This is a genomic window from Paraburkholderia kururiensis (assembly GCF_034424375.1).
GTDB lineage: Bacteria > Pseudomonadota > Gammaproteobacteria > Burkholderiales > Burkholderiaceae > Paraburkholderia > Paraburkholderia kururiensis_A.
In genome coordinates, this window is sequence record NZ_CP139965.1 from 415188 (window position 1) to 439100 (window position 23913).

Consider the following 23913-nt stretch of genomic DNA (forward strand, 5'->3'; position numbering starts at 1 on the left):
CCCTCCTTTATTCAGGTACCTGGTATGACTAAACGGAAAGGTATTCGCGGATGCGACCCGTATCGCCGGCATCGCGCGTGCTCTGATGCACGAAGCGTCCGCCCTCGATCACGAACAGCCGGTCCGCCACGTCCAGCGCGAAGCTCAACACCTGTTCCGAGACGACAATCGCGATGTCTCGCGTCGCACGAATCTGGTTCAGCGCCTTCGCGATGTCCTTGATGACCGACGGCTGAATGCCTTCGGTGGGCTCGTCGAGCAGCAGCACCTTCGGGTCGGTGGCAAGCGCGCGCGCAATGGCGAGTTGCTGTTGCTGGCCGCCCGAGAGATTGCCGCCCTTGCGTCGGCGCATGTCGAACAGCACGGGAAACAGCGCATAAAGGTCGTCCGGCACCTGCTGGCTCGCCGCGTTTTCGAGGCCCGTGCGAATGTTCTCCTCCACCGTGAGCGAAGCGAAAATCTGCCGCCCTTGCGGCACGTAGCCAATGCCTTTGGCCACACGGCGATAGCTCTCTTCTTTCGATACGTCCGCGCCGCTCACGCGCACCGTGCCGCGACTGGCGGGCAGCATGCCGATCAGCGCCTTGAAGAGCGTGGTCTTGCCCATACCGTTGCGGCCCATCACGGCCACGCTTTCCCCTTTTGCAACGGAAAAGCCGATGCCGTGCAGCACCTCGCTCTGGCCGTAGCTCACCACGAGGTCGTCTACTTCGAGCATGATGTCCTCCTTTCAGTGGCCGACTCGGTGGCCGACTCGGTGGCCGACTCAGTGGCCAAGATAGACGTCGATCACACGCGGGTCGGCCTGCACCTGCGCCATGGGCCCTTCCGCGAGAATCTTGCCCTGATGCATCACGGTCACCTTGTGTGCGATGCGTTCTACAAACGCCATGTCGTGTTCGATGACGATCATCGAGCGATTGCGGCAGATCCGGTCCAGCAGCTCGGCCGTCAGTTCGCGTTCGCGCACGCTCATGCCGGCAATGGGTTCGTCGAGCATCAATAGTTCGGGATCCTGCATGAGCAGCATGCCGATCTCGAGCCATTGCTTCTGACCGTGCGACAGCAGGCCTGCTTCAAGATCGAGCGAGGCCGCAAGGCCGATTTCCTCGGCCACTGCACACACGCGATCCGTCACTTCGTCGTCGGCGCGGTAGGCAAGCGCACCGAACACGGAACGTCCGCGCGGAAACGACACCTCCAGGTTCTGCGCCACCGTCAGGTTTTCGTAGATGGACGGCGTCTGGAACTTGCGGCCAATGCCCTTGCGCACGCGGCGAAACTCGGCAAGCTTCGTGATTTCCTCGTTGCGAAACTTGATGCTGCCCGCCGTTTCCTTCGTCTTGCCGCAGATAAGATCGAGCAGCGTTGTCTTGCCCGCGCCGTTCGGTCCGATCACCACGCGCAACTCGCCGGACTCGATGTAGAGGTTCAGCGAATCGATGGCCTTAAAGCCATCGAACGACACGGTCAGGTCTTCGATTGCCAGCAGAAAATCGGTATTGCTCATGACTCACGCCTCCTTGTGTTCCGCCCCGATCAGCCGCCGCACGCGCGGTCTCACGTGTTCCTCGTAGAGTCCCGCGAGGCCGTTCGGAAAGACCATCACGACGCCGATGAACATGGCCGCCATCAGATAGAGCCAGAGATTCGGAAAGCTCTCGGAAAACCAGCTCTTGCCGAGGTTGACGAGAATCGCGCCATACACCGCGCCCACCAGCGACATGCGCCCGCCCACCGCCGCATAGATCACCATCTCGATGGACGGCACGATGCCCACGAACGAAGGCGACATGAAACCCACCTGCAGCGTGAACATCGCGCCGCCAATCGCCGCGAGCAGTGCCGCGAAGCAGAACGCGAAGACCTTGAACATCGCCACGTCGTAGCCCGAAAAGCGCACGCGGTCTTCCTTGTCGCGCATGGCGAGCAGCAGCGTGCCCAGCTTGCCGCGCTGAACCCAGCGGCAGGCCAGCAGCGCACCGATCAAAAGCGCCGCGTTCACGAAGTACAGCGCGAGCTTGGCGTGGTCCGTGCGAATGTCCCATCCCAGCAGCGTGCGCAGGTCGGTAATGCCGTTTACGCCGCCCGTATAGCCTTGCTGCCCGATGATGAGCACCGAAAGAATGAGCGCCACCGCCTGCGTGATGATGGCGAAATACACACCGCCCACGCGCCGCTTGAACATTGCATAGCCAATCACGAACGCGAGCGCCGTGGGTACCGCGAGCACCGCGAGAATCGAGAACGGCAGCGAGTGAAACGGCTTCCACCATGCCGGCAGTGCGGTGACCTGGTTCCAGTCCATGAAGTCGGGAATGCCTGGCGTGGTCTGTGTGCGTGTCGCTACCGGGTCCGATGCCTCCAGCTTCAGAAACATCGCCATCGCATAGCCGCCCAGCCCGAAGAACACGCCCTGCCCCAAACTCAGCACGCCGCCGTAGCCCCACGCGATCACGAGCCCGACCGCGACGAACGCGTAGGTCAGATACTTGCCCATCAGGTTCAGGCGAAACGTGTCGAGTGCGAGCGGAAACACGACCACGATGAGCAGCGCGAGAATCACGATGCCCGCATAGCCCGACGCGTCGAGCCGCGCGGCCATTGCGCGCCAGCCGCCACGCGCCGGCCCGGGTCGCGCGGATGGAGCGCTTCGACCAGATACGCCGCCCGCTGCGGGTTGGATGGGTTCCATGTGCCTCTCTCCGTACAAGTGAATCGGTGAAGGCCCCGGCACAGCGAGGCCCGCCATGCGCTCACGCGCGCCGCACCTTCGAGGCGAACAATCCCTGCGGGCGCAGCATCAGAATGACCACGACGGTAAGCAGCGTGAGCACCCGCGCAATGGACCCCGAGAGAAAGAACTCGCTGATCGATTGCATCTGCGCGATGCCGAATGCCGACGCCACCGTGCCCAGCAGACTTGCCGCGCCGCCGAACGTGACCACGAGAAACGAATCGACGATATAGAGCGAACCGCTGGTAGGCCCCGTCGACCCGATCGCCGTGAACGCCGCGCCCGCCACGCCCGCAATGCCGCAGCCGATGGCGAACGTCATGCGGTCCGTGCGCCGCGTGTTGATGCCCGCCGCGTTGGCCATGGGGCGGTTGGCCACGGTGGCGCGCACACGCAACCCCCAGCGCGAGCGGTAAAGCGCGAGCAGCAGGCCGCCCGTCATGAAGAGCGCAAGGCCCATCACGAACATGCCGCTCACCGGAATGTCGAGCCCCGGCGCCGGCTCCCACGAACCCATCAGCCAGTCAGGCAACGCGGGGCTCACCTCCTTCGGACCGAAGGTCGAGCGAAACACCTGCTGCATGCCGAGGCTCAAGCCCCAGGTGGCGAGCAGCGTGTCGAGCGGACGCCGGTAGAGATGGCGGATCAACGCCCATTCGGCGAGCCAGCCCGCTGCAAACGCGAGCACGAACGCCGCCACGATGGCGAAGAAGAAGTACACCGGCGTGAACGCATGCCACACGTTCTGCGCGAACCACGAGAACATGTAGACCGTATAGGCGCCGATGGTCATGAACTCGCCGTGCGCCATGTTGATGACGCCCATCTGGCCGAAGATCACGGCGAGCCCGAGCCCCATCAGGAGCAGAACGCTGAAGAGGCTCAGACCCGCGAAGCCCTGCATCAGCGTGATGTTGAGAATGTCGGTAGCGGACATCGAACGCTCCTCGCGCGGCAGCCGCGTGGCCGCCGCGCCGTGGCGGGTTGCGGGATTACATGTAGCCCTTCGGGAACGGATTGGGCTGAATCGGCTGGTCGGATTGCGCGACCACCTTGAACTGCCCGTCCGCCTGCCCTTCGCCGATCAGCGACCGGCTCCACAGGTGGTGGTTCGCATCCACCTTGGCGTAGCCCTGCGGCGCGTTGGGCAACTCGATGCCCGCGGACACGCCCACCACCTTGTCCACGTCGAAGCTGCCTGCTCGCTCGCACGCAGCCTTCCAGATCCAGGGACCGAGGTACGCAGCCTGGGTCACGTCGCCAATCACCGACTTCGGCCCGTAGCGCCCCTTGAATGCCGCCACGAACTTCTTGTTGTTGTCGTTATCGAGCGACTCGAAATACTTCATCGACGAATAGAAGCCCGCGAAGTTGTCGCCGCCGATGCCGAGCACTTCGTCCTCCGTCACGGAAAGCGTCAGCAGGAACTGCTTCTGCGGCGTGATGCCCGCCGCCTTCAACTGCTTGTAGAACGCCACGTTCGAACCGCCCACCACCGTCGCGAAAATGCAGTCGGGGCGCGCCAGTTTGATCTTGTTCATCAGCGAATTGAATTCGGTCGTGCCGAGCGGGTAATACTCTTCGCCCACCACCTTCGCGTGCAGGTGCTGTTCGATATGGCGGCGCGCAATCTTGTTCGACGTGCGCGGCCAGATGTAGTCGGAGCCGATCAGGAAGAACGTCTTGGCCTTCTTCGTGTTCGAAGCCCAGTCGAGCGCCCAGAGAATCTGCTGGGTCGCTTCCTGGCCCGTATAGAAGACGTTCTTCGACTGTTCGAGGCCTTCGTAGAACGTGGGGTAGTAGAGGAGCCCGTTGTCCTTCTCGAAGATAGGCAGCACGGCCTTGCGCGAGGCCGAGGTCCAGCAGCCGAACACGGCCGCCACGTGATCGTTTTCGAGCAGCTTCTTCGACTTCTCCGCGAAAGTCGGCCAGTCGGACGCGCCGTCTTCCTGGATGATCTGGATCTTGCGCCCCAGCACGCCGCCCATCGCGTTGATCTGTTCGATGGCGAGCCGCTCCGCCTGAATGGAGCCCGTTTCCGAAATGGCCATGGTGCCCGTTGCGGAGTGCAGCTGGCCGACGGTCACGGTGGTGTCGGTTACGGCGAGGTGCGTGGTGTTCACCTTGGCCGTGGGCGGCACTTGCGCGAACGACGTGCGCGGCAAGCCGAGCGCCATGAGCGGGGCAGCGGCGAGACCGCTCAGCAGGCGCCGGCGCAGCGGCGAGGGCATGTGGGCGTCGTCGTCGATTCGATCGTCTGCGGACATCACGTTCTCCTTGTCGTGGGCCCGCAGCGCACTGGCCGCGGACGGGTTTCGAGGGTTGGACGCAATGTAGGAAGCCAAATTGGCGATCGAAATACGTCGATTGACGTATTCCCCGCTATCGCACTGGAATGTAATTTGCTCCGGGCATGGCTCGCGCCGCTTGCGGGCCCATGCGGCACCTGTCGGGCACCAATCCGGATCATCTTCATGTCCCAGATGCACCAGAGTTCAGTACGCGCGCCCGGCACGCAGCGCATCGTCAAGGTTCGGCGCGACTACAACGCGTGGGTCGGCGACGAAACGCTCGAGGACTACGCGCTGCGCTTCACGCCGCGTTCGTTTCGCCGCTGGTCGGAGCTGCGCGTCGCGAATACGGCCATCGGCGCGGTGTCGTTTCTCGTGCTGGAAGCGATAGGCGGCAGCCTCGTCATCAACTACGGGTTCACCAACGCGTTCTGGGCCATCGCGGCCGTCTCGGTGCTGATCTATCTGACGAGCCTGCCCATCAGCTATTACGCGGCGCGCTACGGCGTGGACATGGACCTGCTCACGCGCGGCGCGGGCTTCGGCTATATCGGCTCCACCGTCACGTCGCTGTTCTACGCGATCTTCACGTTCATTTTTTTCGCGCTCGAAGCGGCCATCATGGCGCTCGCGTTGCAGCTGTACTTTCATATCTCGCTCGCCATCGCCTACGTGCTGAGTTCGCTCGTCGTGATTCCGATCGTGATGTTCGGCGTTACGCTCATCAACCGTCTGCAAAGCTGGACGCAGCCGCTCTGGCTCGTGCTGTTCGTGCTGCCCTACGCAGCCGTACTGTGGCAGCATCCGGGCCTCGTTGCCCAATGGACCACGTTCGCGGGCTTCGCGCCGCAAGGCCGCGCGTTCAGCCTCATCGCCTTCGGCCAAGCCGCGACCGTGGTGTTCGCGCTGATCGTGCAGGTGGGCGAGCAGGTGGACTACCTGCGCTTCCTGCCGCCGCTCACCGAAAAGAACCGCATACGCTGGTGGCTCGCGCTGCTTTCCGCCGGGCCGGGCTGGATCGTGCCCGGTGCGCTCAAGATGCTGGGCGGCGCGTTTCTCGCGTTCGTCGCGATCCAGTACGAAGTGGATATCGCGCACGCGGCACAGCCCACGCAGATGTATCTCGTCGCGTATCACCAGTTGCTCGATCGCATGGGACTCGCCAATTGGGCGCTGCCGGCCATGACGTTGTTCGTCATCGTTTCGCAGTTGAAGATCAACGTGACAAACGCTTACGCGGGCTCGCTCGCGTGGTCGAACTTCTTCGCGCGGCTCACGCACAGTCACCCTGGGCGCGTGGTGTGGCTCGTCTTCAACGTCATGATTGCGCTGCTGCTGGTGGAGATGGGCGTGTTCGACGCCATCGGCAAGGTGCTCTCGCTCTACGCGAACGTGGCGATAGCCTGGATAGGCGCCCTCTTCGCCGACCTCGTGGTCAACAAGCCGCTCGGCTATAGCCCGCGCTACATCGAGTTCAAGCGCGCGCATCTCTATGACGTGAACCCCGTGGGCGTGGGCGCCATGCTGATTGCCGCGGCCGTCGGCATGCTGGCCCACGGCGGCGCATTCGGCGCGCTGGGGGAAGCCATGTCGCCGTTCATCGCGCTCGGCGTGGCGTTCGTCTGCGCGCCGCTGCTCGCCATCGCCACACGCGGGCGCTATTACCTCGCGCGCGCCTCGCAGCCCACGGGCGACGCAACGTCGCTGCGCTGCGCGATCTGCGAAAACACCTTCGAGCCCGACGACACCGCGCATTGCCCCGCTTACGGCGGCACGATCTGCTCGCTCTGCTGTTCACTCGACTCGCGCTGCCACGATCGTTGCAAGCCGCACGCGCGCCTCGCCACGCAGGTCGATCTCGCGTTGCACCGCGTATTTCCGCGTGCACGGCTCGGGCCGGCGGCAATGCGGCTCGTCCACTACGCGAGTCTCGTACTCGCGATGCTTACAGTGCTGGCCAGCGTGCTCTATCTGATCTGGTCGCAGAGCATCACGTCGCTGGCCGCGGCGGATTCGCCAGCAGGGCAGGCCATTGCCGGCAGCTTCCTCAAGATCTTTTTCGCGCTTTCGCTGGTGGGCTGCATCGCGGCCTGGTGGTTCGTGCTGGAGCGCGAAAGCCGGCGCGTCACGCAGGAAGAATCGCAACGGCAAAACGAGCTATTGATGCAGGAGATCGACGCGCACCAGAAAACCGACGCGGCGCTCAAGCGCGCAACCGCTGCCGCCGAATCGGCGAACCAGGCGAAGAGTCGCTATGTGTCGGGCCTCAGTCACGAACTGCGCACGCCGCTCAACAGCATCCTCGGTTACGCGCAATTGCTGCTGCAGGCGAAAGACGAACTCTCGCCGTTGCGCTACAACGCCGTGCGCACCATCCACCGCAGCGGCGAACATCTGCTTGCGCTGGTGGACGGCTTGCTCGACGTCGCGCGCATCGAGGCCGGCAAGCTGCAACTCAACATCACGAAAGTGCCGCTTGCCGACTTCGTCGCGCACGTCACGTCCATGCTGCGCCCGCAGGCGCTGGAAAAAGCGTTGTCGTTCGAGGTGCAGACTATCGGACGGTTGCCCGCCACCGTGAAGTCCGACCAGAAATGTATGGGGCAGATTCTGACCAACCTGATCGGCAACGCGATCCGCTTCACGTCCGCCGGCAAGGTCACGCTACGCGTGAGCCACGCGCTCGACACGCTGAAATTCGAAGTGGTCGACACGGGCCCCGGCATTCCCGCCGCCGAAATGGAACGGCTCTTTCTGCCCTTCGAGCGCGGCGAAGCGGCGCACGCGCACGATCACGGCGCGGGCCTCGGCCTCACGATCTGCCGTCTGCTCACGCATGCGCTGGGCGGCAGCCTCGACGTGGACAGCGAAGTGGGCCGCGGCACGCGCTTCGTGGTGAAACTGTTCGCGCCCGCGGTACACAGCGCGGCCGACGCGCGCACCGAACTCGCGGCCATTCAGGGCTACGCGGGCGCACGCCGCACGATTCTGGTGGTGGACGATCTGGCGGACCAGCGCGGCATCGTTGCGCAATTGCTCACGCCGCTCGGCTTCGACGTGGCCGAAGCGGCGAGCGGCCCCGACGCGCTGCGCTGGCTCGGCACGCACGCTGCCGACGCCATCATCATGGACATCTCCATGCCGCTCATGGACGGCTACGAGACCAGCCGCATCATCGGCGAGAACCAGTTGTCGAGCGCGCCTATCGTGCTGCTCTCCGCCAACGCATTCGCCGACGACCGCGAGCGCGCCGGCGCCACCGGTTGCGCCGGCTATCTCGTGAAGCCGTTGCAGGTGAACGTGCTGCTCGACAAGCTCGCGCAACTACTCGCAATCGAGTGGATCGCCTCGCCCGCGCCAACCTTCGCCGACGCAGCGAGCCCGGTTCGTACCGAAGCGCGGCTTGCATTGCCCGAGCCGGTTCTGCAACGCATTCGCGCGCATCTCGACGTGGGCTACGTGCAAGGCGTGGTCGAACAGCTCGACGCGGCGCGCGCCGCTTACCCTGCCCTGCGCGGCCAGGTCGACGCCCTGCGCGCACTGGCCGAGCGCTTTCAGCTAAGGGACCTAGAGAATGAACTCGACAGACTGCCCGGCAGCCGCACTGCATGACGCGAGCGATGGTCGCGCCGACCTGGGCGAGCCGCCCGCGTGGCTCGGCAACCGGCCCGTCGTGCTGATCGTGGACGACACGCCCGACAACCTGGCATTCCTCTCCGATACGTTGCAGGCGCACGGCTACGCCGTGCTCGTCGCGTTGAGCGGCGAAGCGGCATTGAAGTGCCTTGCGCGCGTGACGCCCGACGTCGTGCTGCTCGACGCGATGATGCCCAACATGGACGGCTTCGAAACCTGCACGCGCATGAAGCAGGACAGTCGGCACGAGCACTTGCCCGTGATCTTCATGACGGCGTTGACGGAGAGCGAACACGTGGTGCGCGGCTTTCGCGTGGGCGGCATCGACTACGTGACGAAGCCGGTGCGGCCCGAGGAAGTCTGCGCGCGCATCGGCGCACACGTGCGGCGCTCGCGCGCGCAGCTTTATGCGAACGCGGCGCTGTCGCTGGAAACGCGCGCCGCGCTCGTCGTTGCCGCAGACGGCACGATCCGCTGGCAGAGCCCGCAGGCCGCGCGGCAGATCGAAGCGTATCGTGCACGCGACGGGCAACCGTCCGACGAAGCCATCGCGCCACCACGATTGCCGCCCACGCTGCGCGGCTGGTTCGCAGACTGGCTTGCGCGCGGCTGCCCCACCAAGGCCGTGCACGAATTCACGGAGGGCGACGTGCGGCGTTCGGCAACCGTGGCGCCCGCGCCCGAGCCGGGCGAATGGATCGTGATCCTCACCGAAGTGGACGACGCCGCGCATCGCGACGCGCTCGTCGAACGCTTCGCACTGACGGCGCGCGAGGCCGAAGTGCTGCTGTGGGTATCGCGCGGCAAGACCAATCGCGACATCGGCGACATTCTGGGCATGGCGGCCCGCACGGTGAACAAGCATCTCGAACATCTGTTCCGCAAGCTGCACGTGGAAACGCGTGCGGCTGCGGCAGCGCTTGTGGTGAAGACGCTGGACCGCTCGTAGCGTTTTGCCGCGATCGTGGCCTGTCGTCGTGCGCTTAATCCACGCTACGAACGGCTCGCGCGGCGCACGTGCCGGCGCGTGCCGTTGAACGCGACGCCTCCAGGCTCACCGCGGCAATCACCGCGGTGAAGAGCGTCATCCCCGCCGCGAGCGCCACCGCCACGTGCAATCCACTTACCCACTCACGCGCCGCCACGCCGGTCAGCGAACCGAACATGCCCACACCGAGCACACCGCCAATCTGACGCGCGGTATTCAGCACGCCGGACGCAATGCCGAACGAAGACGGCCCCACATGCGCCAGCACCGCCGTGTTGATGGACGGCACGGCGAGCGCCACGCCCACGCCCACCGCGAGCAACGGCAGCGAGACAACGAGCGCGCTGCTGTCGGCGTGAACGAACACGAGCGACCCATACCCCACCGCGGCGAGCACCTGACCCGCGATCATCGGAAGCCGGTATCCGAACCGCGCGGTGAGCGCGCCCGAAGCGATATTCGCAACGGTGACGACGGCCGTCATCGGCAGGAAGGCGAGGCCCGTTTCGAGCGGCGTGTCGTTGCGCACGTTCTGGAAAAACAGGCTCATTGCGAACATGAGCCCGTAGTAACCGAAGTTCAGCGAGAGTCCTGTCAACGCGCTTACGTTGACCGCAGCGTTGCGAAACAGGGCGAGCGGCAGCAGCGGTTGCGCCTGCCGCGCTTCCACGATCACAAACAGCACACCTGTCGCGAGCGAACAGACGAGTCCCGTCATGACCGTAAGGCTCGTCCACCCCAGCCTTCCGCTTTCGACCACGGCATACGTGAGCGCAGCGAGCGTGACAACTGCGAGCGTCTGCCCCAATAGATCGATACGGCGCGCGGCTTGCCGAACCGTATCCGGTGCATGGCGCAGGGTGAGCCAGATACCGGCCACACCCACCGGCACGTTGATGAGGAAGATGGCCTGCCAGCCGAAACGGTCCACCAGCACGCCGCCCACGAGCGGCCCAGCGCCCAGCGCGAGCGCCGCCGTGCCTGCCCAGACGCTTACGGCCTTCGCGCGCGCACGCGCCTCGGGAAATGCGGCGCCCAGCAACGCCAGCGACGACGGCACGCACAGCGCGGCACCCACGCCCTGCAACACGCGCGACGTGACGAGCATCGCCGCGCCGGACGACAAACCGCATCCCACGGACGCACACGTGAACACCGCGAAGCCGCTCACGAACACGCGCCGCGCGCCCAGCCGGTCGGCCAGCGCGCCGGCACTGAGCAGAAGGCTCGCAAACGCCAGCGTATAAGCGTTGACGACCCATTCGAGCGCCGTGGCATCGACGGCAAGGCTCGCGCGAATGCGTGCAAGCGCGACGTTCACGACCGTCACGTCGAGACAGATGATGACGAAGCCGAGGCTCGTCGCGAGCAGGGCGAGGCGTGGTGACGGCGTGAACGAGTCGAGGTCTCTGTGCATCGTGGTCTGCGCAAAAAGCGATGCGGACCGGGCGATCCGCTCATCGTGCACGCCACTCTATTCCCGCAGCCCGGCTTGATAAACGCAGGGCAGGTTGCAACAGAACCCACTAATATGGGGCAATGGACCTTCTCAAAGCGATGACCGTCTTCGTGCGCGTGGTCGAAACGGGCAGCCTCACGGCGGCAGCGGTGGCCTGCGATCTGTCGCCCACCATGGTCGGCAATCATCTTCAGGCGCTGGAGGCGCGGCTCGGCACGCGGCTGATTCACCGCACCACGCGCAAGCAGCAGGTCAGCGCATTCGGGCAGGCGTATTACGAGCGATGCGTCGACATTCTGGGGCTCGTCGACGACTCGGAACGCCTCGCGCTCGATCATCTCGCGACGCCGCGCGGACGGCTGCGCGTGACGGCGCCTGTCGTCTTCAGCAACGAATGCCTGGTTCCGGCCATGGCCGACTATTGCAGCCGCTATCCCGAAGTGAAGCTGGACATCGTGGCGACGGATTCGCTGTCGGATCTGATCGACGATGGTTTCGAAGCGGCCATCCGCATCGGCACGCTGCGCAATCCCGACGTGGTGGCGCGCCCTCTCGCGCCGTATCGGCTCGTGCTGTGCGCGTCGCCCGCTTACCTGAAGGCGAACGGCGTGCCTTCCACGCCCGAGTCGCTGGCCTCGCATCAGTGCCTGACCTATGCCTATCCGCCGCGCTCGGAGTGGCACGCCGCGCAGCCCGAATGGACCTTTCACGGACCGGAGGGACCACTGAGCATCGCCGTCGACGGCAAGCTCAGGATCGACAACGCCGAGGCATTGCGCCGCGCTGTGCTGGGCGGCCTCGGCATCGCCATGCTGCCCGGCATTCTGGTGGGCGGCGATATTCGCGCGAAGCGCATGGTCGAGGTACTGCCCGGCTTTCCTGCTCCCGAGAGGCCGCTCAATCTGCTGTATCTGCCCGAGCGCCAAACGTCGCCGAAGCTTCGCAGCTTCATCGACTTCGTGGTCGAGCGATTCGGTGCCGGCCGGCCCGCAGCGGGTCATTCAAACCGATGAGCCCGGCAACACCCCTCACCCCTGCCACACTGGCCCATCAGGAAACCGATGCCGTTCGAGCGACGCCGCGTGCATCTCGATGCCATAGCCCGGCCGCTGCGGCGGCATATAACGGCCATTGCGGATCACCACGGGATCGACGAAATGCTCGTGCAGATGGTCCACATATTCGAGCACGCGATTGTCCAGCGACGCCGACACGCAGATGTAGTCGAACAGCGAAATGTGCTGCACGTACTCGCACAATCCCACGCCGCCCGCATGCGGACACACAGGCACGCCGTATTTCGCGGCCATGAGCAGCACGACGATCACTTCGTTCAGGCCGCCCAGGCGGCAGCTGTCCACCTGGCAAAAGTCGATGGCTTGCGCTTGCAGGAGTTGCTTGAACATCACGCGGTTATGGCAGTGCTCGCCGGTGGCCACGCCGATGGGTGCAATGCGCCGGCGAATGGCCGCGTGACCGAGAATGTCGTCGGGGCTCGTCGGCTCTTCGATCCACCACGGGTCGAATTCGGCCAGGCGCCGCATGTGGGTCACGGCTTCGTCGACGTCCCATACCTGGTTCGCGTCCATCATCAGCTTGCAGCGCTCGCCTATTTCTTCGCGCAGAATGCGGGCACGCCGCACGTCTTCTTCGATATTGCCGCCCACCTTCTGCTTGAAGTGCGTCCAGCCTTGCGCAATGCCTTCGCGCGCGAGCCGCCGGATCTTGTCGTCGTCGTAGCCCAGCCAGCCTGCGGACGTGGTGTACGCCGGGTAGCCGTGCGCGAGCATCTCCTGTTCGCGCACGGCTCGCGTCGCTGCATGGCGATGCAGTAGCGCGATGGCTTCATGCGGTGTGATGGCGTCCGTTACGTAACGGAAGTCGAGGCAACGCACCAGTTCCTCGGGGCGCATGTCCACCAGCAGCTTCCACACCGGCTTGCCTTCGGCCTTCGCCCACAGGTCCCACACGGCATTCACCACGGCGGCTGTGGCCAGATGAATGGCGCCCTTGTCCGGGCCGATCCATCGCAACTGGCTGTCCGAGGTGAACTCGTGCCAGAAGGCGCCCATGTTCGCCGTAATCTGTTCGAGCGACTTGCCGACGATCAACGGCGCCAGCGCCTGCACGGCACTCACGCAGATTTCGTTGCCGCGCCCGATCGTGAAGGTCAGGCCGTGTCCTGTGAAGCCCTGCGGCGAATCGGTTTCGAGCGTGACGTAGGTGGCCGAATAGTCGGGCGCCGCGTTCATCGCGTCGGAGCCGTCGAGCGAGCGCGAAGTCGGAAAGCGGATGTCCCGCACGGACAGCCGTGTAATCGTCGTCATCTGGGCATTCTCCGCAACAACCGCCATGGTCGATCATCCGCATGTCGACGCCGCGCGTGGGCGCATACGGATGGCGTGAAATCGAATGAGAGGAAGGGCCTGCCGCCCTACCTCTCGTGCCGCGTGTTCGGCGATGGTGCTCAGTCGTAGAGCACCGCGGCAATCTTCGGGTCCGTCATGTTGCTCTTGTCGTACCAGTAGAAGCCCGTGTCCACCTTCTTCGGCAGCTTCTCGCCTTTCAGTGCCTTCACGGCAGAGTCCACCACGCATTTGCCGATCCCGACCGGGTTCTGCGTAATGGCGCCCGCCATGAGTCCCGAGTTGATGTCGTCCTTCTGTTCCTTGCCCGAGTCGTAGCCAATCAGCACGAGCTTCTTGCCCGACTCCTTCACGCCAATGGCAGCGCCCTCCGCCGACCCTTCGTTGGCGCCGAAGATGCCCTTGAGATTCGGGTGCGATTCGATCATGGCCTTGGCGATTTCCGCGGATTTCAGGTGGTCCCCGCCGCCGTACTGCACCGAAACGATCTTCACGTTCGGGTGCTTCGCCTTCATCTCGTTGAGAAAGCCGTCGCGCCGGTCGATGCCCGTGCGGCTCGTCTGGTCGTGCACGATCACGCCCACTTCGCCCGCATTGCCGATCATGCCGGCCATCTTGTCGGCAGCAAGGGCGGCGGCCGCGAGGTTGTCCGTTGCGCAGGTGGTGAGCGGGATGTCGCTATCCACGCCCGAATCGAACGCGATCACGGGAATCTTCGATGCCTGGGCGCGCTTGAGCAGCGGAATCGCGGCCTTGCTGTCCAGCGCCGCAATGCCCAGCGCCTGGGGCTTCTTCGCAAGCGCGGCGGAGAGCATGTCGATCTGCTTGTCCACCATGGCCTCCGTTTCCGGGCCTTCGAACGTGATGCGCACGTTGTGCGCCTTCGCCGATTCTTCCGCGCCCGCTTTCACGGCCTGCCAGAACTGATGCTGGAAGCCCTTCGAGATGAGCGGAATGTAGGGTTCCTCAGCATGTGCCATGCCCGCTCCCGCCACGAGCATGCCGATCCCGGTCACGACGCCGACCACGCTTCTTTTCGTTCTCAACATGGACATCTCCTCCTAAGGTGGGCTATCAACCTCCAGCCGTATGGGGGAGCGCTGACCCGCTCCCTATCTTCGAGTTCTTCCAGATGCACCGCGCGCGTCACCGCTTCCTGCGCCGCAGGATGTCGGCGTACACGGCGAGAATGATGATGAGCCCCGTCACCACGATCTGCCATTCCTGCGCGACGGACATGATGCGCAGGCCGTTGGTCAGCACGCTCATGATGAACGCGCCGATGATGGTGCCGAGAATCGTGCCCGAGCCGCCGCTCAACGACGTACCGCCGATCACCACCGCCGCAATCGCCTCGAGTTCGCAGCCCTGCCCGAGCGCGGGCTGCGCGGAATTCAGACGCGAAGCGATGAGCAAGCCCGCGATGCCGCAAATCGCACCGCCCAGGCCATAGATGGCGATCTTCCAGCGGTCCACGTTCACGCCCGAGAGGCGCACCGCTTCCTCGTTGCTGCCCAGCGCGAACGTATAGCGCCCAAGCGCCGTGCGATTGAGCGTGATGGAACTCACGATGGCGAGGAAGAACAGGATCAACACCGCGTTCGGCACGGGCACGCTGGGCAGCAGATAACCGATCAGCGAGTCCTGCGAAATCATGTAGAAGTTTTCGGTGTCGGTGAAATAGATGGGCTTGTCCGACGAGATGACGAGCGACAGCCCCTTCAACAACAGCATCATGCCGAGCGTGGCGATGAACGGCGGAATCTTCATCTTCGCCGTGAGCGCACCCGTGCCGATGGCCGCCAGCACGCCGATCCACATCGGCAGGTGCCAGAACGTAAGGAACACGCCGCAGATCACGGCCGTGAAGGTCATCAACGTGCCCACGGAAAGATCGATGCCGCCCGTGATGATGACGAACGTGGACGCGATGGCGAGCACGCCGTTCACCGCGGTCGCCTGCAGAATGCCGAGGATGTTGTCCATCTGCATGAAAGCCGGCGACGCGAAGCTGAAGAACAGCAGCAGCAGGATCAGGCTTGCGAACGCGAGCATCTTCTGCAGCGCCGCGGGCGCGAAGATGCGCGCCCTGAGCGCCTTCACGCCCGATGGCCGCCGCTCGTCGCCAAGCGTTGAACCTTCCGTAGGCACTGTCATGTCATGGACCTCTCACGAAGTTCTTTTTGCTTACGCCGCTTTCAACGTTTCGCGCTGCGTGGCGAGCTGCATGATGCGCTCCTGCGTGGCCTCGTTCGCCAGAAGCTCGCCGGTAATGCGGCCCTCGCACATCACGACGATGCGATCGCTCATGCGCAGAATCTCGGGCAATTCCGACGAGATCATCACAATCGCCTTGCCCTGCGCCGCCAGCGCGCGCAGCAGCTTGTAGATCTCGGTCTTCGCGCCCACGTCGATGCCGCGCGTGGGTTCGTCGAAGAACAGCACGTCGCAATCACGCTCCAGCCATTTCGCAATGACCACCTTCTGCTGGTTGCCGCCCGAAAGCAGCCGCACTTCCTGCGCGGCCGACGGCGTGCGAATGGCCAGCAGGCGGATGAAATGCGATGCGGTCTTGCGAATCTGCGCGCGACGCAGGAAGAAGTTGAACGCGAGGAACCTGCGCAGGTTCGACATCACGATGTTCGCTTCGACGTCCATGGCGGTGGCCAGCCCAAAGCGCTTGCGGTCTTCGGAGAGGTAGCCGATGCCGTGGCGCACGACGTCGCTGGGCCGCTTGATGGTGGCCTTCGCGCCTTTCACGACGATCTCGCCCGACTCCACCGGGTCCGCGCCGAACACGGCGCGCGCCACTTCCGTGCGGCCCGCGCCCATCAAACCGGCGAAGCCGAGTATCTCGCCTTTGTGCAGCGTAAAGCTCACGTCTTTCACGAGCGGGCCGGCGTTCAGCCGCTTCACTTCGAGCGCCACTTCGCCTTTGCTCGCTGCGCTGTCGGGCGGCGCCACGTCGGTCAGCGTGCGGCCCACCATCATGCCGATGATGGTTTCCACGCTCGTTTCCTGCGCGCTCACGGTCGCCACATATTCGCCGTCGCGCATCACCGTGACGCGGTCCGCGATCTGCTTGAGCTCGTCCATCTTGTGGGAAATGTAGATCACGCCCACGCCGCGGCTCTTCAACTGGCGAATGATGCGAAAGAGTTCGGCAATCTCGGCGTCGTTGAGCGCGGAGGTGGGTTCGTCCATGATGAGCACGCGGGAATCGAACGACAGCGCCTTCGCAATCTCCACCATCTGCTGCTTCGCGACCGTGAGCGAACCGACGACGGCACGCGGATCGATCTTCACGTGCATGCGCGCGAGAATTTCGCGTGCCTGCGCATTGAGCCGCTCTTCGTCGAGAAACACGCCGAAGCCCTTGCGCGGCTCGCGGCCAATGAACATGTTCTGCGCGACAGTGAGGTGATTCATCAGCTGGAGTTCCTGATGAATGATGCCGATGCCGCGCGCCTGCGCTTCGCGCGGACTCTGAAAGTGGACAGGCTCGCCGTCGTAGAGCATGTCGCCGCTGTCGCGCGTATAGACGCCCGCGAGAATCTTCATGAGCGTCGATTTACCCGCGCCGTTTTCGCCCATCAGCGCGTGGACCTCGCCGGCCATGAGCTCGAACTGGACTTCATGAAGCGCCCTCACGCCGGGAAAACTCTTGCTGAGCTTCGTAACGGAAATGAGCGGGATCATGGCGCGTAGGAGGCTCCCCCAGGGCAATGTGCAGCGATTCTACGACGCTGCACGGCAGCGGCTCAAGCTGCGGAAATCCTCGATAGGACGGCACGGCACGAGAAAATCCAGGCCATTGGAAAGGGCATAGCGACCGACGCTGCGCGGGTCGCGCGAGTCGTTGTGCAACGCCGCAGCGCTACGCGAACTGCGCCGACCGCTCGCGGTCCGGCAACGGCGGAAACGCAAGCGCAATGGCGACGGCGCCCAGCCCCACCAGCGACGAGCCGAGATAGAGCCACGTGTAGCGCCCGGAGAAGTCGAAGATCCAGCCGCCCATCACAGGTCCGAGCGCCATGCCCATGCTGGAAAGCAGGGTCGCTGCGCCCAGCACTGTCCCGATGATTCGCGTTCCGAAGTACTCGCGCGCAAGCACTGCGTAAAGCGGCATGACACCGCCGTATGCCGAACCGAAAATCAGCGCGAGCGCATAAAACGATTCCAGCCGGCGAGCAAACAGATAACCGCTGATCACCACGGCCTGCACGAGAAGCCCGGCAATGAGTACGGGCTTCACGCCGAAGCGGTCCGCGAGCACGCCGAGCAACAAGCGGCCACCCAGACCCGCCAAACCCTCCACGCTGTAGATGCTCACCGCTGCCATTGGCGCGATGCCGCAGAGCATCGCGTAGCTCACCATGTGGAAGATGGGCCCTGAATGCGCGGCGCAGCACGCGAAGTAGGTGAGGCCCAGCGCGAGGAACTGGCGGGTGCGCAATGCGTCGATGCCGCGCATGCCGTGCGCCTCGGCAAATGGCATGGCCGCCGCTGCGTCGGCAATGGGCGCCGCCGGTGGACGGCGCACCAGAAGCGCCGCCGGCAACAGCAGCGCCCACGCGAGCACCCCGACCAGCAGCATGGCCGTGCGCCAGTCGTAGGCCGACACCAGCCAGCGGGCGAGCGGCGAAATGGTCATCGGCGCCACGCCCATGCCGGCCGATACGAGCGACACCGCGAGGCTGCGCTGCCGGTCGAACCAGGCGGCGGTGGCCGCCATCATCGGCGCGAAGAACGCGCTCGCCGCCACGCCGACCAGCACGCCGTAAGCCAGTTGAAACTGCACGAGCGACTGCGCGCGGCTCGCAAGCGTGAGCGCGAGCCCCAGCAACACGGCGCCCGCCAGCACCACGGGCCGCGCGCCGAGCCGGTCGCTGAGCGCGCCCCAGCCGAAACCGCTTACGCCCATCACGAGGAAGTTGAGCGTCATGCCGCTCGAAATACCGGCGCGCGACCAGCCCGTGTCGGCGGTGATGGGCGCGAGAAAGATGGCGAGCGAGAACATCGCGCCAATCGCCACGCAGGTCATGACGGCGCCGGCGATCACGATGGTCCAGCGGTAGCGGCTGCGGTCGGGGTGGGAGCCGGCTTCTGTGGAAACGCGATGCTCGTTGTGCTGCCGCATGGGTGCCTCCTTTCGTCGGGTTCGTATGACGATGACGAATGGGATGGGGTGAAATCGACAGGGTGAAACCCGGGCTCGTGGATCTGCGACGGGCGGTTGTCGAATCGCAGCCGACGCTTAAGTCGAAGACGCCACGGCGAGTGATAGAGCCACTCGGTCGCGCACCGCACTACTTCCCGATAGCAGTTGTCTTGAAGCGATCATTTTGGTCAGCCCCCCACTGCGTTAGCAAGGCGACCGAGCCCGTCGGACGCAGCGTCGGCGAAGTGAGGCGGATGTGGACAGCGAGGTGGATACCGAATCAACGCTCGTGCCGCTACGCCCCCGGCTTAGTCCAAGCCGTCGTGAAGCCGAGTTCTCGCAGCATCGTGAAAGTGTTGCATACAGAAACGCCATTGTCGCGGCAGACGTCCGGCACCCGCCGGTTCGCTCGTTTTTTAGCCGGTGCGGACACTTCGATTGACACCACGACGCGATTGTCGGGGTCCGCTACGGCGTACGCTATCAAGAACGGATCCCTTCCGACTGTCTCGAGCTCCGTCTCATCGAGGTCAGGTGCGTAGCCTTTCGCTATGACAGAAGCAACGAGTTCTGGAGCAGCATCTTCTTGTAAAAGGAGTCCCTCATAAACCTCCGCGCGATTGAGCCATGTCACCAAGGCGTCTTTTTTTGCTTTACCGCCACCGTCGCGAACCTCCTCCAACGTCTCGATCGGCATCTTCACACGTCCGCACTCGGCCATGTACAACAGCCATTCCCAGAACACCGGCACCATCTCCATTGAGTAGTAATCCCGGTTGGCTGTGATCAGTACGTTAGCGTCGAGGAGGTAAATCTTCATGCTGGCGCTACCAACGCCTGAACATTGGCGGGCTTAACCCCCAAAATTCGGCCCGCTTTGGTGGGCGTCACGAAACCCTCTGCTATCGCTCTACGTGTAACCTCAACAAGCGCATTGCCGACCCGGTGTCGTTTCACCACGTAGTAGTTTGGACCTCCTGCTGCGTCCGCCGCTTCTTCCTTCTTCTTGGCCCGCTCCGCCTCCCAGCTTCGGCGAAACTCCTCCGTAAGATCCGCCCACTGATTGCGATGGATTTTGCGACGTTTCAGCAGTCGATACGCAACCAAGGTGCGACTTACCTTACGTCGACTCGCGAAATCGCTGATAGCCGACATTATTTTCTGCCGGTCGTCCCCCAACGGACCAAGGTCGTCTATCTCGGCTTCAGGCAAAAGAATTTCACTTGCGATGTCATTACAGAACTGTTCGATCTTTTGTTCGAAATCAGCCCCGCTTAAACCCGTACGTCCAAGCCAGATATGAGCCAACTCGTGGAGCAAGGTGAACGACCACGCTACTTTCGCGTCCTGATCATTGACAACGATAAAGGGCGCTACTTTTTCTGCCAACGCGAACCCTCTGAAAACGTCTGTGCTAAGTGCCGTGTGATGCGTGCCAAGATTGCCAATCAGAAGCACAAAGACGCCGAGTTGCTCCGTCAGCCCGCGCATGTAACTAAACGACTCTTCCACGGTTCTTTTGCGCCGAAACTCGTTCAGGTCAAACGAGAGTCGTTTGCAGATCACCTTGGCAACATAGTCCACGGGCTGGCCCAACGTCATACTACCGACGAAATTCAAGGGCTCGGCCTCGTCCGTGTCTTCGAGAATAGATTTCACCAGACGTTGGCGGACAAACACATCTCGAACGAGAGCATCCAGTGTGGGGGCACTTTCGAATGCACGGCCGCCGGGAAGCGTTCGGAAGTCCTCACCCCGTTCGCTTTTCACAGGAGGTTGCGGGAGATAGAACGTAAGAAGGGGCCGGCGATAGACCTTCGCCATCTTGAGAAGCAGGGGGCGGCTCGGAGCCCTCGTACCCTTCTCATACTCTCCCAGCGCTTCGGTGCCACTTTGCCGAGCACCGCCGAGCTGCAACGATTTGGCAGCCCCGTCAATGCTGAGGCCAGCAGTTTCTCTAGCCCAGACGAGAATTTGGGGATTTACCTGCGGCATCTTGGTTGAATCCGATACTTGGTTACAGCGAGAATTTTGAGCGTATAGCGCCAAAGGTTATCACAGAGCAAAGGAGCCAGCCTCTGCCGTACAACGCCGCACCGCGTAGAAAAATGGTTCATCGATGATCACGGGGAACGCTCAGTCCGATCGCACCCGCCCCATAATCCAAACCCGACCCAAACGTTCGCAGATCACGCATTGACGCGCCCACTGCGCGCACCCACCATAGCTCATCGTTCGCCCATGCGCAGTTCGCAGCGCGTGCCCGACGGCACATTGCGTGCCTTCAAGGAGGCATCATGACCGAGCGCGACAAGGTGTTTTCAGGCTCCATCCCGAAGTTCTACGACACGCTGATGGTGCCCCTCATCTTCGAGGGCTACGCTGCCGACCTGGCCGCGCTCGTCGCGGCTTCGTCGCCCGGCTCGGTGCTTGAAACGGCCGCAGGCAGCGGCGCGGTCACGCGGGCGCTGGCACCCAGGCTCGGCGCGAATGCACGCTACGTGGTGACCGACCTCAACCAGCCTATGCTCGACTATGCCGCCGAGCGGCAAGGCGCAGACAGCCGCATCGAGTGGAAGCAGGCCGACGCGCTTCACCTGCCGTTCGACGATGCCGCCTTCGACGTGGTCTGCTGCCAGTTCGGCGCGATGTTCTTTCCGGACCGCGTAGCGGGTTATGCCGAGGCGCGTCGTGTACTCGAGCCGGGCGGCCGCTTTGTGTTCAACGTGTGGGACCGCATCGAAAAGAACGCCTTTGCCGACGAGATCACGCGCGCACTGGCCACCGTGTTTCCGCACGACCCGCCGCGGTTCCTCGCCCGCACGCCGCACGGCTATTACGACGTCGCGCTGATTCGCGACGACTTGAGTCGAGCGGGCTTCACCACGATAACGATCGAGACGCAGGAGAAATTGAGTCGCGCGGCCTCGGCACACGGCGTCGCCATCGCGTATTGCCAGGGCACACCGCTGCGCAACGAAATCGAGGCCCGCGACGCCCGCCTGCTCGAATTCGCTACGCAGCGTGCCGCCCAGGCGCTTGCCGGCCGCTACGGCAACGGCCCGGTGGCCGGCAAGATTCAGGCGCACGTGATCGTGGCGACACGATAGAGGGCACTGCACGGCCAGGCAGAAGCAGAGGCAGAAGCAGAGGCACAAGCAGAGGCAAACCCAGAAGCCCTCATCCGCACCACGAAGCGCGCTTCAGGTCCGCGTGATCGACACGCCGCCATCCACCAGCGAAGCGGTACCCGTCACGAACGACGAATCGTCGGAGGCGAGATATAGCACCGAGCGCGCCAGTTCCTCCGGCTGTGCCACGCGCTTGAGCGCATGCAGCCCCGTCACGAAGGCCTGCGATTCGGCGGTGTCGTTCATGCCGCGGTACATCGGCGTGTCCACGGCGCCGGGCAGCACGGCGTTCACGCGCACGCCTTGCGGCCCGTACTCGGCGGCTAGCGCCTGCGTGAGGCCGATCAAACCCGACTTGCTCGCCGCGTAGGCGGCGCTACCCGGAAACGCGAACGAATAGCCGACGAAGGTGGACGTGAAGATGATCGACCCGCCTCCCTGCTTCACCATCTGCGGAATCTGATGCTTCGCGCCGAGGAAGGCACTGGTCAGATTGGTGGCGAGCGTGGCGGACCAGCCCGCCTCGGACACGCCCGTGCTCGGCCCCATTTCGCCCAGCGTGCCCGCGTTGTTGTAGGCGATGTCGAGGCGGCCGAAGCGACTTACGGCGAGATCGACCAGCGCTTTTGCGAACTCTTCGGACTGCACGTCGCCCGCGAGAAACGCGGCCTCGCCGTCTTCGCGCGCAATCTCCGCAACGAGCGTTTCGAGTTCGGATGCGCGGCGCGCCGCCACCACCACTTTTGCGCCTTCCGCGGCGAACAGTTTCGCGGTGGCACGGCCAATTCCCGCGCTGGCGCCCGTCACGATGGCGACTTTTCCGGTCAAGCGTTGCATGTTCATCTCCTGCTGCAGTGTGCTGTGCTGGCAGGAGCCCCATGCCCCAGCCGGTGAGCAGCACTATAGGCGCGGGCATCCGGCACAAGAAGGCATAAAACGTGGGTATATCATTCAGCAAACTTGAATGATCGGAGACGGATATGGACCGACTGCGTGCCTATGAAGTCTTCGTGACCGTAGTGAGCCGCGGCAGCTTCACGCGCGCAGCCGATGCGCTCGAAACGTCGCCCGCCAACGTGACGCGCTACGTGAACGAGCTGGAAGCGCATCTGGGCACCCGTCTCATCAACCGCACCTCGCGCAAACTCTCGCTCACCGAAGGCGGCGAAACGCTTTACGCGCGCTGCAAGTCGATCCTCGACGACGTGGTGGAAACCGAAGGGCTCGTGTCGTCCGCGTCGGTGGAACCGCGCGGACGGCTGCGCATCAATGCGCCCGTGAGCTTCGGCATTCTGCATCTGGCGCCGCTGTGGCCCGAGTTCATGCGCCGGTATCCGCGCGTGGAACTCGACGTTGCGCTGATCGACCGCGTGGTCGATATCGTGGACGAAGGCTACGACCTCGCCATTCGCATTTCACGCACAGGCTCGACGAACCACGCGGCGCGCAAGCTCGCGACGTCGCGAAACATCGTGTGCGCCTCGCCCGATTACCTGAAACGTTGCGGCTCCCCTGCGACGCCGGCTGACCTCGCCGGGCATCGATGCATCGGCTACCTGTACGCCGCCACCGGCGACGAATGGCAACTCATCGACAGCAAGGGCAAGGCGCACGCCGTGAAGGTCAACTACCTCATGCGCAGCAACAACGGCGATACCACACGCGCCGCGGCGCTCGCGGGGCAAGGCGTGATCTGGCAACCCACGTTTCTGGTGGGCAACGACCTGCGCGCCGGCAAGCTCGTGCAGATCCTGCCGGAGTACCGCTTGCCCGACATCGACGTACTCGCGCTGTACCCGAGCCGCCGGCATCTCAGCGCAAAGATTCGCGCGATGATCGATTTTCTGGCCGAGGCGTTTGGCGGGGTGCCGCCGTGGGATAGGGAGTGAGGTTTTTTTGCGGTGAGGGGGCCGTGTTTTTCGCGCTTGGGGTATCGGTTACGCGTGACAGGTTTGCGTGCTCTGAAGCGAACCGCTAAGTGACGATGCGCGTCCGCACTCGCTTGCCGTTCATGATTCCAAGCATCGATATCGATGGAAGTCGATGTTCGGATACGTGGATGGGGCGTCAGTTTGCAGATGGCGGACGGCACCCCACGCCTGCCGCCATCCGCAAAGCTACGTCGGGGCGGCCATTCGCTGCCG

At 63.9% G+C, this 23913-nt stretch carries 19 protein-coding genes; 5 read left to right on the forward strand and 14 right to left on the reverse strand.

All coding sequences use genetic code 11. The annotated features are described in order from the left end of the window. Positions 1-28: 28 nt before the first annotated feature. The 5 genes from urtE to urtA all read right to left on the reverse strand — a co-directional run bounded on the left by urtE (position 29) and on the right by urtA (position 5004). Positions 29-718 carry an urea ABC transporter ATP-binding subunit UrtE gene (urtE, locus tag U0042_RS01960; RefSeq protein WP_114809626.1) on the reverse strand — a complete coding sequence of 230 codons (690 nt, stop codon included), beginning with the start codon at positions 716-718 and terminating at the stop codon, positions 29-31. 48 nt (positions 719-766) lie between these two features. Further along, entirely contained in the window at positions 767-1510 is a 744-nt protein-coding gene (gene urtD, locus U0042_RS01965) for an urea ABC transporter ATP-binding protein UrtD (RefSeq protein ID WP_114809627.1), read from the reverse strand. A 3-nt stretch (positions 1511-1513) separates the two neighbouring features. Continuing rightward, positions 1514-2695 (reverse strand): urea ABC transporter permease subunit UrtC, encoded by a 1182-nt coding sequence (urtC, locus tag U0042_RS01970; RefSeq protein WP_114809628.1) that lies wholly within the window; start codon positions 2693-2695, stop codon positions 1514-1516. Positions 2696-2756: 61 nt separating this feature from the next. After that, the gene (gene urtB, locus U0042_RS01975; RefSeq protein WP_114809629.1) at positions 2757-3674 is read right to left on the reverse strand and encodes an urea ABC transporter permease subunit UrtB; all 918 of its coding nucleotides are present in this window, start codon (positions 3672-3674) and stop codon (positions 2757-2759) included. Between the two features lie 55 nt (positions 3675-3729). Beyond that, positions 3730-5004, reverse strand: coding sequence for an urea ABC transporter substrate-binding protein (gene urtA, locus U0042_RS01980; RefSeq protein WP_114809630.1), 1275 nt, complete (start codon positions 5002-5004; stop codon positions 3730-3732). Between the two features lie 207 nt (positions 5005-5211). On the opposite strand from urtA, the gene U0042_RS01985 reads away from it, so the two are divergent. Together U0042_RS01985 and U0042_RS01990 are read left to right on the forward strand one after the other, a co-directional pair. Beyond that, positions 5212-8640 (forward strand): ATP-binding protein, encoded by a 3429-nt coding sequence (locus U0042_RS01985; RefSeq protein WP_114809631.1) that lies wholly within the window; start codon positions 5212-5214, stop codon positions 8638-8640. Further along, complete coding sequence (locus U0042_RS01990; RefSeq protein ID WP_232833253.1) at positions 8603-9613, forward strand: response regulator; 1011 nt, start codon at positions 8603-8605, stop codon at positions 9611-9613. Before U0042_RS01985 ends, U0042_RS01990 begins: the two co-directional genes overlap by 38 nt. A gap of 34 nt (positions 9614-9647) precedes the next feature. On the opposite strand, the gene U0042_RS01995 is transcribed toward U0042_RS01990, so the two are convergent. Further along, positions 9648-11069: an MFS transporter gene (locus tag U0042_RS01995; protein ID WP_114809632.1), complete on the reverse strand. Its 1422-nt coding sequence runs from the start codon at positions 11067-11069 to the stop codon at positions 9648-9650. A 122-nt stretch (positions 11070-11191) separates the two neighbouring features. On the opposite strand from U0042_RS01995, the gene U0042_RS02000 reads away from it, so the two are divergent. Beyond that, on the forward strand, positions 11192-12124 hold the full coding sequence (locus tag U0042_RS02000) for a LysR family transcriptional regulator (RefSeq protein WP_114809633.1): 933 nt from the start codon (positions 11192-11194) through the stop codon (positions 12122-12124). Between the two features lie 15 nt (positions 12125-12139). On the opposite strand, the gene U0042_RS02005 is transcribed toward U0042_RS02000, so the two are convergent. From U0042_RS02005 to U0042_RS02035, 7 genes are all read right to left on the reverse strand, one after another. Continuing rightward, on the reverse strand, positions 12140-13438 hold the full coding sequence (locus tag U0042_RS02005) for an L-fuconate dehydratase (protein WP_114810039.1): 1299 nt from the start codon (positions 13436-13438) through the stop codon (positions 12140-12142). Positions 13439-13578: 140 nt separating this feature from the next. After that, complete coding sequence (locus tag U0042_RS02010; protein WP_114809634.1) at positions 13579-14526, reverse strand: ABC transporter substrate-binding protein; 948 nt, start codon at positions 14524-14526, stop codon at positions 13579-13581. A 97-nt stretch (positions 14527-14623) separates the two neighbouring features. Further along, positions 14624-15634, reverse strand: coding sequence for an ABC transporter permease (locus U0042_RS02015; protein ID WP_114809635.1), 1011 nt, complete (start codon positions 15632-15634; stop codon positions 14624-14626). Positions 15635-15664: 30 nt separating this feature from the next. Further along, entirely contained in the window at positions 15665-17176 is a 1512-nt protein-coding gene (locus U0042_RS02020) for a sugar ABC transporter ATP-binding protein (RefSeq protein WP_114809636.1), read from the reverse strand. 178 nt (positions 17177-17354) lie between these two features. Beyond that, entirely contained in the window at positions 17355-18617 is a 1263-nt protein-coding gene (locus tag U0042_RS02025; RefSeq protein ID WP_198665233.1) for an MFS transporter, read from the reverse strand. 316 nt (positions 18618-18933) lie between these two features. Then, the gene (locus tag U0042_RS02030) at positions 18934-19458 is read right to left on the reverse strand and encodes a DUF4411 family protein (RefSeq protein ID WP_114809637.1); all 525 of its coding nucleotides are present in this window, start codon (positions 19456-19458) and stop codon (positions 18934-18936) included. Further along, complete coding sequence (locus U0042_RS02035) at positions 19455-20633, reverse strand: ImmA/IrrE family metallo-endopeptidase (protein ID WP_114809638.1); 1179 nt, start codon at positions 20631-20633, stop codon at positions 19455-19457. Before U0042_RS02035 ends, U0042_RS02030 begins: the two co-directional genes overlap by 4 nt. Before the next feature lie 302 nt (positions 20634-20935). Here U0042_RS02035 and U0042_RS02040 point away from each other — a divergent pair, with 302 nt between their 5' ends. Beyond that, complete coding sequence (locus U0042_RS02040) at positions 20936-21748, forward strand: class I SAM-dependent methyltransferase (protein ID WP_114809639.1); 813 nt, start codon at positions 20936-20938, stop codon at positions 21746-21748. Between the two features lie 93 nt (positions 21749-21841). On the opposite strand, the gene U0042_RS02045 is transcribed toward U0042_RS02040, so the two are convergent. Beyond that, on the reverse strand, positions 21842-22606 hold the full coding sequence (locus U0042_RS02045) for an SDR family oxidoreductase (protein WP_114810041.1): 765 nt from the start codon (positions 22604-22606) through the stop codon (positions 21842-21844). Positions 22607-22749: 143 nt separating this feature from the next. Between U0042_RS02045 and U0042_RS02050 the strand changes: the two genes are divergently transcribed. After that, entirely contained in the window at positions 22750-23658 is a 909-nt protein-coding gene (locus U0042_RS02050; RefSeq protein WP_114809640.1) for a LysR family transcriptional regulator, read from the forward strand. The last annotated feature ends 255 nt before the right edge of the window (positions 23659-23913 follow it).

Excerpts from the sequence above, each read along its gene's own strand:
- U0042_RS01995 (WP_114809632.1), bottom strand. The coding sequence starts at position 11,069 with ATGCACAGAGACCTCGACTCGTTCACGCCGTCACCACGCCTCGCCCTG.
- urtD (WP_114809627.1), bottom strand. The coding sequence starts at position 1,510 with ATGAGCAATACCGATTTTCTGCTGGCAATCGAAGACCTGACCGTGTCG.
- U0042_RS02010 (WP_114809634.1), bottom strand. The coding sequence starts at position 14,526 with ATGTTGAGAACGAAAAGAAGCGTGGTCGGCGTCGTGACCGGGATCGGC.
- urtA (WP_114809630.1), bottom strand. The coding sequence starts at position 5,004 with ATGTCCGCAGACGATCGAATCGACGACGACGCCCACATGCCCTCGCCG.
- U0042_RS02025 (WP_198665233.1), bottom strand. The coding sequence starts at position 18,617 with ATGCGGCAGCACAACGAGCATCGCGTTTCCACAGAAGCCGGCTCCCAC.
- urtE (WP_114809626.1), bottom strand. The coding sequence starts at position 718 with ATGCTCGAAGTAGACGACCTCGTGGTGAGCTACGGCCAGAGCGAGGTG.
- U0042_RS01985 (WP_114809631.1), top strand. The coding sequence starts at position 5,212 with ATGTCCCAGATGCACCAGAGTTCAGTACGCGCGCCCGGCACGCAGCGC.
- U0042_RS02015 (WP_114809635.1), bottom strand. The coding sequence starts at position 15,634 with ATGACAGTGCCTACGGAAGGTTCAACGCTTGGCGACGAGCGGCGGCCA.
- U0042_RS02005 (WP_114810039.1), bottom strand. The coding sequence starts at position 13,438 with ATGACGACGATTACACGGCTGTCCGTGCGGGACATCCGCTTTCCGACT.
- urtB (WP_114809629.1), bottom strand. The coding sequence starts at position 3,674 with ATGTCCGCTACCGACATTCTCAACATCACGCTGATGCAGGGCTTCGCG.
- U0042_RS02020 (WP_114809636.1), bottom strand. The coding sequence starts at position 17,176 with ATGATCCCGCTCATTTCCGTTACGAAGCTCAGCAAGAGTTTTCCCGGC.
- U0042_RS02030 (WP_114809637.1), bottom strand. The coding sequence starts at position 19,458 with ATGAAGATTTACCTCCTCGACGCTAACGTACTGATCACAGCCAACCGG.
- U0042_RS02035 (WP_114809638.1), bottom strand. The coding sequence starts at position 20,633 with ATGCCGCAGGTAAATCCCCAAATTCTCGTCTGGGCTAGAGAAACTGCT.
- U0042_RS02050 (WP_114809640.1), top strand. The coding sequence starts at position 22,750 with ATGGACCGACTGCGTGCCTATGAAGTCTTCGTGACCGTAGTGAGCCGC.
- U0042_RS01990 (WP_232833253.1), top strand. The coding sequence starts at position 8,603 with ATGAACTCGACAGACTGCCCGGCAGCCGCACTGCATGACGCGAGCGAT.
- U0042_RS02045 (WP_114810041.1), bottom strand. The coding sequence starts at position 22,606 with ATGCAACGCTTGACCGGAAAAGTCGCCATCGTGACGGGCGCCAGCGCG.
- urtC (WP_114809628.1), bottom strand. The coding sequence starts at position 2,695 with ATGGAACCCATCCAACCCGCAGCGGGCGGCGTATCTGGTCGAAGCGCT.
- U0042_RS02000 (WP_114809633.1), top strand. The coding sequence starts at position 11,192 with ATGGACCTTCTCAAAGCGATGACCGTCTTCGTGCGCGTGGTCGAAACG.
- U0042_RS02040 (WP_114809639.1), top strand. The coding sequence starts at position 20,936 with ATGACCGAGCGCGACAAGGTGTTTTCAGGCTCCATCCCGAAGTTCTAC.